This is a genomic window from Microbacterium sp. 5K110 (assembly GCF_005774735.1).
In the GTDB taxonomy this organism is placed as follows: Bacteria; Actinomycetota; Actinomycetes; order Actinomycetales; family Microbacteriaceae; genus Microbacterium.
In genome coordinates this window covers 1-8307 of record NZ_VBUM01000116.1, presented here as the reverse complement: position 1 = coordinate 8307, position 8307 = coordinate 1, and the positions used below count along the sequence as shown (strand labels likewise).

The following is an 8307-nucleotide window of genomic DNA, read 5'->3' as shown; positions in this document are numbered from 1 at the left end:
CCCTCCCCCACCGCGAAACCCGCCGCTCGAGCCCAGTCGTAGAGATCTGACCGCGAGCCGATGCGGGCACGGGTCTGCGCCAGGCGTCGGACCAGCTCGCCTTTCGCCTTCTTGTTGAAGTGGTTCAGTGCACGCACGGTTCCATCGGGGCCCTCCGCGACCACACGCACGTAGGCGCTGTCGACTTCCACGGGTACCGGGCCGAGTGCCGCATACGCCTCGGATCGCACGTCGAGGACGAAGTCCGGCGCGGCATCGCGGATGGCTCGGGTGACGGCATCCGCCCAGATCCGTCGCAGCGAGGGAAGACCCGGAAGCGACGTCGAGGCCGCCAGACGATACGCCGGGATGCCGTCGAGGGCGCCGACGGGACCGAACGGCGCTGAGTGGATGAGGACGTGCGCCGCCAGCCAGTCGCGCGCGGGAGCGTCGAGAGAACCCGCATCCAGGGCGTCGAACAGCACGCCCGTGTACCGGTCCACCGCGGGCAGCGTCGCGGCGGAGCGCAGCGCGGCGTTGTCGGCGACCTCGTGGAGCCGCCGGGCACTGAGCTTGAGGACGCGCGCCGCAGACTCTTCATCGGCACTGAGCGCGACGAGAGCATCGATCACGCGGGTACGCGGTGCGGTCAGCGCCGGAAGGGCAAGACTCGCGGCATCCAGGGGCTTTCCGTGCCCGCCGGGGCGTTTGGTCTCGGAGGGAGGAAGGAGAACGAGCATGCGACCTCGGGGGAACGAACGACGCGCGCCGCCCGGCGAACCGGGCGACGCGCGTCGAAGAGGAGAGAGTGTCAGGAGACCAGCGCAGCGTGACCGGCGACGATCGTCAACTCGTCTCCCGACATCGACAGGAACCCGTCCTGCGCGCTGGCGAGAGTCTTCGTGCCGTCGACACCGGTGATGCGCACCTCGCCCTGGGCGAGGATCGCGAGCACGGGTTCGTGCCCCTGCATGAAGCCGATCTCACCTTCGACCGTCTTGGCGACGACGAGCGACGCCTCACCGGTCCAGACCTCGGCGTCAGCCGAGACGAGGTTCACGCGCAGCGGCATGTCAGCCGTTCTCCTTCTGGATCTGCGCCCACTTGGCCTCGACGTCCGCGATGCCACCGACGTTGAAGAACGCCTGCTCGGCGACGTGGTCGAAGTCACCCTTGACGATCGCGTCGAAGGACTCGATCGTCTCCTTGATCGGGACCGTGGAGCCCTCGACACCGGTGAACTTCTTGGCCATGTAGGTGTTCTGCGAGAGGAACTGCTGGATGCGACGTGCGCGCGACACGACGATCTTGTCCTCTTCGGAGAGCTCGTCGACACCGAGGATCGCGATGATCTCCTGCAGTTCCTTGTTCTTCTGCAGGATCTGCTTCACCGAGGTGGCCACGCGGTAGTGGTCCTCACCGATGTAGCGCGGGTCGAGGATGCGGCTCGTCGACGTCAGCGGGTCGATGGCCGGGTAGAGACCCTTCGACGCGATCTCACGGGACAGCTCGGTCGTGGCATCCAGGTGGGCGAAGGTCGTCGCCGGAGCCGGGTCGGTGTAGTCGTCGGCGGGGACGTAGATCGCCTGGAGCGACGTGATCGAGTGACCGCGCGTCGAGGTGATGCGCTCCTGGAGCACACCCATCTCGTCGGCGAGGTTCGGCTGGTAGCCCACGGCGGAGGGCATGCGGCCGAGCAGCGTCGAGACCTCGGAACCGGCCTGCGTGAAGCGGAAGATGTTGTCGATGAAGAGCAGAACGTCCTGCTTCTGCACGTCGCGGAAGTACTCTGCCATCGTGAGCGCCGACAGGGCGACGCGCAGACGCGTCCCCGGCGGCTCGTCCATCTGGCCGAACACGAGGGCGGTCTTGTCGAAGACACCCGCCTCTTCCATCTCGCCGATGAGGTCGTTGCCCTCACGGGTGCGCTCGCCGACACCGGCGAACACGGAGACACCACCGTGGTCCTGCGCGACGCGCTGGATCATCTCCTGGATGAGGACGGTCTTGCCGACGCCGGCGCCGCCGAACAGACCGATCTTTCCACCCTGCACGTAGGGGGTCAGGAGGTCGATCGACTTGATGCCGGTCTCGAACATCTCGGTCTTGGACTCGAGCTGGTCGAAGCTCGGGGCCTTGCGGTGGATGCCCCAGCGCTCGGTGACCTCGATCGTCTCGCCGGGTGCCGCGTTGAGCACCTCACCGGTGACGTCGAACACCTTGCCCTTGGTCACGTCGCCGACGGGGACCGAGATCGGGCCGCCGGTGTCGCGCACCTCCTGGCCGCGGACCATGCCGTCGGTCGGCTTGAGCGAGATGGCGCGCACGAGGTCGTCACCGAGGTGCTGGGCGACCTCGAGCGTGATCTCGGTCGAGTCGTCACCGATGGTGATGGTGGTCTTGAGCGCGTTGTAGATCTCGGGGATCGCGTCGTGCGGGAACTCGATGTCGACGACGGGCCCGGTGACACGCGCGACGCGGCCGACGACAGCCGCGTCGGTCTTCTCGGCGGTGAGGCTCATGGCTTCTTCTCTCCTTGGGAACTTACTTGCCGGATGACAGAGCATCGGCGCCGCCGACGATCTCGGCGATCTGCTGCGTGATCTCCGCCTGACGCGCGTTGTTGCGCAGGCGGGTGTAGTCGGTGATGAGCTTGTCGGCGTTGTCGCTGGCCGACTTCATCGCCTTCTGCGTCGCGGCGTGCTTGGCCGCCGACGACTGCAGGAGAGCGTTGAAGATGCGGCTCTGGACGTACACCGGCAGGAGTGCGTCGAGCACGGTCTCGGCGTCCGGCTCGAACTCGTAGAGCGGGTACACCTCGGCCTGAGCCGGGGCTTCGTCGGCTTCGAGGACTTCGAGCGGGAGCAGACGGATCGACTCGGGCGACTGCGTCATCATGCTGACGAAGCGGTTGTACACGAGGTGGATCTCGTCGACGCCGTCGTTCTCGCCACCGGCCCGGTAGGCCTCGAGCACGGCATCCGAAATCGCTTCCGCCGTCGAGAACTGCGGAGTATCGGTGTCGCCCGTCCACTGCGCGGCGCTGGCCATGCGGCGGAACTGGAAGTACCCGACGGCCTTGCGCCCGACGAGGTAGAACACGACCTCTTTGCCCTGCGACCGCAGCAGCTCCGCCAACTCCAGACCCTCGCGGAGGATCTGGGAGTTGAACGCGCCGGCGAGGCCGCGGTCGGAGGTGAAGATCACCACGGCCGAGCGGCGGATGTTCTCGCGCTCGGTCGTCAGGGGGTGGTCGATCGAGGAGTGCGTGGCCACCGCGGAGACAGCGCTCGTGACGGCCCGCGCGAAGGGCGATGCCGCGCGCACACGCGCCATCGCCTTCTGGATGCGCGAGGCCGCGATGAGCTCCATCGCCTTCGTGATCTTCTTGGTCGTCTGAGCAGAACTGATCTTCTGCTTGTAGACCCGCAGTTGTGCGCCCATGATTCCGTTCTCGTGTCGTCGCTGTTAGCGACGGCCCTTGACGATTCGCTCCTGGTTGACGTCTTCGGCCTCGGCGGCTTCGACCTGCTCGGTGCCCACGGCACTCTGCTCACCCGGCTGGAACTCGAGGATGAACTCGTCGACCTTCTTCTCGAGCTCGGCGACGGTGTCGTCGCCCAGCGCGTTGGTCTCGCGCAGCGTGTCGAGCACGGTCGAGTTGCGGCGCAGGTAGTCCAGCAGCTCGCGCTCGAAACGCAGGACGTCGGAGACCTCGATGGTGTCGAGCTTGCCGTTGGTGCCGGCCCAGATCGAGACGACCTGCTCCTCGACCGGGTAGGGCGAGTACTGCGGCTGCTTGAGCAGCTCGGTCAGGCGCGCACCGCGGGCGAGCTGACGACGCGAGGCCGCGTCGAGGTCGCTGGCGAACATCGCGAACGCCTCGAGCGAGCGGTACTGCGCGAGCTCGAGCTTCAGCGTTCCGGAGACCTTCTTGATCGACTTGACCTGGGCGTCACCACCCACGCGGGAAACCGAGATACCCACGTCGACCGCGGGACGCTGGTTGGCGTTGAACAGGTCGGACTGGAGGAAGATCTGGCCGTCGGTGATCGAGATCACGTTGGTCGGGATGTACGCCGAGACGTCGTTGGCCTTCGTCTCGATGATCGGCAGACCCGTCATCGAGCCCGCGCCCAGCTCGTCGGAGAGCTTGGCGCAACGCTCGAGCAGACGCGAGTGCAGGTAGAAGACGTCACCGGGGTACGCCTCGCGGCCCGGCGGGCGACGGAGGAGGAGCGACACGGCGCGGTAGGCCTCGGCCTGCTTCGACAGGTCGTCGAAGATGATCAGGACGTGCTTGCCGCCGTACATCCAGTGCTGGCCGATCGCGGAACCCGTGTAGGGGGCGAGGTACTTGAAGCCGGCCGGGTCGGAGGCGGGGGCCGCGACGATGGTGGTGTACTCCATCGCGCCGGCGTCCTCGAGGGCGCCCTTGACCGAGGCGATCGTCGAGCCCTTCTGACCGATGGCGACGTAGATGCAGCGGACCTGCTTGTCGACGTCGCCCGACTCCCAGTTGGCCTTCTGGTTGATGATCGTGTCGATCGCGATGGCCGTCTTACCGGTCTGGCGGTCGCCGATGATGAGCTGGCGCTGGCCGCGACCGACGGGGATCATCGCGTCGATGGCCTTGATGCCGGTCTGCAGCGGCTCGTGCACGCTCTTGCGCTGCATGACGCCGGGCGCCTGCAGCTCGAGCGCACGACGACCCTCGGTCGCGATCTCGCCGAGACCGTCGATGGGGTTGCCGAGCGGGTCCACGACACGGCCGAGGTAGCCGTCGCCGACGCCGACGGAGAGGACCTCGCCGGTGCGGGTGACGCTCTGGCCCTCCTCGATGCCGGAGAATTCGCCGAGGACGACGACACCGATCTCGTGCTCGTCGAGGTTCTGGGCCAGGCCCAGGGTGCCGTTCGCGAAGCGGATGAGTTCGTTCGCCATGACGCCGGGCAGTCCCTCGACGTGGGCGATGCCGTCGGCCGCGTCGACGACGGTGCCGACCTCGGTCGCACCCGCGCCCGTCGGCTCGTAGGCGTTGACGAAGTCCTTCAGCGCGTCACGGATGACGTCGGGGCTGATAGAGAGTTCTGCCATTGTCTTCCTTCGTTCGTGGGGCGCGAGCCCCCAGATCTCCACCCGCTCGGGCGGGAAAGTCTTAGCCTGCGATGCGCTGGCGCAGGTCGGCGAGGCGTGCGGACACGCTCGCGTCGATGACGTCGTCGGCGACCTGCACACGCAGCCCACCGACCACGGTCGGGTCGATCACGGTGTTCAGGGTGACCGCCGACCCGTAACGCGCGCTGAGCGCGTTCTCGAGCCGCGTCCGCTGCTCGGCGCTCAGCGGGGTCGCGGCGTACACGGTCGCGACGATGCTGGAACGCTGATCGGCGACGATCGCCGATGCGCGACGCAGCAGCGCACGGACACGGCGACCGTGCGCGTTCTGCACGAGCGAAGAGACGATCAGGGCCGTGGCGGCACCCGCGCGTCCGTCGAGCAGCGTCGAGACGAGCGAGCTCTTGGCCGACGCGTCGCCGAGGCGACCGCCCAACGCCAGTTCGAGCTCGCCGTTCGAGGCCACCGTGCGGGAGAACTGGAACAGCTCGCCTTCGATGTCCGCCGACGGGTCGGCGACGGCGGCGGCGCGCACGGCCAGTTCCTCCAGGCCGTCCACGAACTCACCCGCGTTCGACCAGCGCTGCTCGGCCGCACTGCGCAGCAGAGCGACGGTCACCTCGCGGTACGTGCCACCGAAGACCGCCGTCACGAGCGCAGCGCGGGCGGCGGCCGGTGCCGAGGAATCGGACAGCGCGCCGCTCAGCTGCGCCGAGCCGCTCACGGCGCCGACGGCCGCGAAGAGTTCGCCGGCGACGTCGAGGTCGACGCCCGACGTCGACGTGAGCGCCTCGGTCGTCGCGGTCCGCGCCTGAGTGGTCGCGCTGCCCATTACTGGGCCGCCTTCTCGGATGCCTCGAGCTCGGCGAGGAAGCGATCCACCACGGCCTGCGCACGCGCGTCGTCCGAGAGGGTCTCCCCGATGACGTTGCCGGCGAGGTCGACGGCGAGCGTACCCACCTCAGCGCGCAGGGCGACGAGGGTCGACTGACGCTCGGCCTCGATCTGTGCGTGTGCGGCGGCGGTGATGCGGGCAGCGTCGGTGGACGCGGCATCCTTCGCCTCGGCGACGATCTTCTTGCCGTCCTCGCGGGCGGCCTCGCGGATCTCACCGGCTTCCTTGCGGGCCTCGGCCAGCTGCGCGGTGTACTGCTCGAGAGCGGCTTCGGCCTGGCGCTGTGCCTCGTCGGCCTTGGCGATGTTGCCCTCGATGGCGGCACTGCGCTCGTCGAGGAGCTTCGCCATCCGCGGCAGGGCTACGCGCCACACCACGAAGATGATGACGACGAAGCACACGGCCGACCAGATGATGTCGTACCACGCCGGGATCAGCGGGTTCTTCGCCGCTTCGCCCGCGGGCTCCGCGGCGAGTGTGACAAGAGCGTTCAGCATCCTGTCTCCTTTGAGTGAGTCGAGAGCGGCCGGATCAGGTGAAGATGAAGCCGGTCGCGATACCGATGAAGGCGAGCGCCTCGGTGAAGGCGATACCGATGAACATCAGGACCTGCAGGCGGCCCGCGAGCTCGGGCTGACGGGCGACACCCTCGATGGTCTTGCCGACGACGATGCCCACGCCGATGGCGGGGCCGATGGCCGCGAGGCCGTAGCCGATCGTGGCGACGTTACCGGTGACCTGGGCGAGAACCGTAGTTGCGTCCACGGGTTTTTTCCTTTCGGTTGGGTGGCTCGGCGTGCGCCGGGCCGCTCAGTGCTCTTCTGCGACCGCGAGCTGGATGTAGACCGCGGTGAGGATCGCGAAGACGTACGCCTGGAGGAAGGCGACGAAGATTTCGAACAGGGTGAAGGCGAAGCCGAAGGCGAGCGACCCCGCGCCCAGCGCCGTCCACCAGCCACTGAGGCCGACGACGAAGAACTGGGTGGCGGAGAAGAACAGCACCAGCATCAGGTGACCGACGACCATGTTCATCAGCAGACGAAGCGTCAGCGTGATCGGCCGGATGATGAAGGTGGAGAGGAACTCCAGCGGCACGATGATGATGTACAGCGGCCACGGCACGCCCGAGGGCAGCAGCGCGTTCTTGAAGAACCCGCCGGGGCTCTTCTTGATGCCGGCGTAGATGAAGGTCGCGTAGGCCACGATCGCCAGCAGCAGCGGGACGGCGATGACGCTCGTCCCGGCGATGTTCAGGAACGGGATGACACCCGTGATGTTCATGAACAGCACCATGAAGAAGATCGTGGTGAGGATCGGGAGGAAGCGACGGCCGTCCTTGCGTCCGAGGATGTCCTCGGCGATGTTGACGCGGACGAAGTCCAGGCCCATCTCGACGACGCTCTGGAAGCGGCCCGGGACGACCTTCATCCGGCGCGTGCCGACGATGAGCAGGATCACCAGGACGGCGGTCGCGAGCATCTGCACCAGGTTGATGCGAGTGATCGCGAAGATCGTGCCCTCGAACAGGATCGCGTCGGGGAAGAACTCGTTGATGGACGGCGGGTGGAACTCAGCCCCCGCGGACGCGAAGTTCGTGATCAGGGTCGCAGCTTGAGTGGACAGCGCTGGCTCCAGCTTCGGGGCATCGGTGTGAACCGTTGCGACGATGGTCGGTGATGGCACCCGAAGTGCGAGCCTGGGAAAGAGTCCCGGTCGCGGGTGGGTACTTACCCCACCCTATCAAACTCCCGGCTCATCCATGAGTGCGGGCGCTCGATCGTCTCGGCACCGGACTAACGTGCACTCGGCCGGCGAACCTCGGGTTATGGGGACTCAGTCGCGGAAATCGCCCGCGTCCGGGTCGGTCGGCAGCGTCACGTCGCTCGCGCTCGGGACCCGCATGCGCAACAGGACGACCACGTCGACGACCAGGGATGCCAGGACACTCACGACGAGGGCGACGTAGAACACCACGGGGTCGACCCAGTCCTGACCGCGCAGGACGACGATCGCGACGATGAACAGCACGAGCTTGAGCAGCCACCCGCCCAGCACGATGCCGAAGAAGATCGGGACGTAGAGGGGATCTCCGAACCAGCGGTTGGCGATGAGGATGCTCGCTGCGGTCACCGCCAGGAAGACGGCGCTGACGGCGACGCCGGAGAGCGCGCTGCCGAGCCCCCCGGCTCCGCCGACGGCGAAACCGATCACGGCCCCGGCCACGAGCAGGACGGCCGTCACGATCCCGCCCCAGGCGAGGGCCGTGCGCAGGATCGGGGTACTCGAGAGCGGGCGGCGGGCGGCGGGGGAAGCGG

At 67.6% G+C, this 8307-nt stretch carries 10 protein-coding genes; all 10 read right to left on the bottom strand.

Annotated elements, in window-relative coordinates:
- Nucleotides 1-719, bottom strand: a 719-nt coding sequence (locus FE256_RS16770) for a YaaA family protein (RefSeq protein WP_138177938.1), incomplete at its 3' end; no start/stop codon positions are given.
- A gap of 71 nt (nt 720-790) precedes the next feature.
- Nucleotides 791-1051, bottom strand: coding sequence for a F0F1 ATP synthase subunit epsilon (locus FE256_RS16765; protein WP_138177936.1), 261 nt, complete (start codon nt 1049-1051; stop codon nt 791-793).
- Nucleotide 1052: 1 nt separating this feature from the next.
- A complete protein-coding gene (gene atpD, locus FE256_RS16760; RefSeq protein WP_138177934.1) occupies nt 1053-2501 on the bottom strand; it encodes a F0F1 ATP synthase subunit beta in 1449 nt (482 codons plus the stop codon).
- A gap of 22 nt (nt 2502-2523) precedes the next feature.
- A complete protein-coding gene (locus FE256_RS16755; protein ID WP_138177932.1) occupies nt 2524-3423 on the bottom strand; it encodes a F0F1 ATP synthase subunit gamma in 900 nt (299 codons plus the stop codon).
- Between the two features lie 24 nt (nt 3424-3447).
- Nucleotides 3448-5076 carry a F0F1 ATP synthase subunit alpha gene (gene atpA, locus FE256_RS16750; RefSeq protein ID WP_138177930.1) on the bottom strand — a complete coding sequence of 543 codons (1629 nt, stop codon included), beginning with the start codon at nt 5074-5076 and terminating at the stop codon, nt 3448-3450.
- A 61-nt stretch (nt 5077-5137) separates the two neighbouring features.
- Nucleotides 5138-5929 (bottom strand): F0F1 ATP synthase subunit delta, encoded by a 792-nt coding sequence (locus tag FE256_RS16745; protein ID WP_138177928.1) that lies wholly within the window; start codon nt 5927-5929, stop codon nt 5138-5140.
- Nucleotides 5929-6489, bottom strand: coding sequence for a F0F1 ATP synthase subunit B (locus FE256_RS16740; protein WP_138177926.1), 561 nt, complete (start codon nt 6487-6489; stop codon nt 5929-5931). Before FE256_RS16740 ends, FE256_RS16745 begins: the two co-directional genes overlap by 1 nt.
- A 34-nt stretch (nt 6490-6523) precedes the next feature.
- Nucleotides 6524-6757 (bottom strand): F0F1 ATP synthase subunit C, encoded by a 234-nt coding sequence (gene atpE / locus FE256_RS16735; protein ID WP_043360904.1) that lies wholly within the window; start codon nt 6755-6757, stop codon nt 6524-6526.
- A 45-nt stretch (nt 6758-6802) separates the two neighbouring features.
- Nucleotides 6803-7615, bottom strand: a complete 813-nt coding sequence (atpB, locus tag FE256_RS16730) for a F0F1 ATP synthase subunit A (RefSeq protein WP_138177942.1) — start codon at nt 7613-7615, stop codon at nt 6803-6805.
- 210 nt (nt 7616-7825) lie between these two features.
- Complete coding sequence (locus tag FE256_RS16725) at nt 7826-8263, bottom strand: Cg1360 family ATP-synthase-associated protein (RefSeq protein WP_354646077.1); 438 nt, start codon at nt 8261-8263, stop codon at nt 7826-7828.
- Between the last annotated feature and the right edge of the window lie 44 nt (nt 8264-8307).

Bases quoted from the DNA above. Each gene is read 5' to 3' on its own strand.
- FE256_RS16765 (WP_138177936.1), bottom strand. From the start codon at position 1,051: ATGCCGCTGCGCGTGAACCTCGTCTCGGCTGACGCCGAGGTCTGGACC.
- atpD (WP_138177934.1), bottom strand. From the start codon at position 2,501: ATGAGCCTCACCGCCGAGAAGACCGACGCGGCTGTCGTCGGCCGCGTC.
- FE256_RS16755 (WP_138177932.1), bottom strand. From the start codon at position 3,423: ATGGGCGCACAACTGCGGGTCTACAAGCAGAAGATCAGTTCTGCTCAG.
- atpA (WP_138177930.1), bottom strand. From the start codon at position 5,076: ATGGCAGAACTCTCTATCAGCCCCGACGTCATCCGTGACGCGCTGAAG.
- FE256_RS16745 (WP_138177928.1), bottom strand. From the start codon at position 5,929: ATGGGCAGCGCGACCACTCAGGCGCGGACCGCGACGACCGAGGCGCTC.
- FE256_RS16740 (WP_138177926.1), bottom strand. From the start codon at position 6,489: ATGCTGAACGCTCTTGTCACACTCGCCGCGGAGCCCGCGGGCGAAGCG.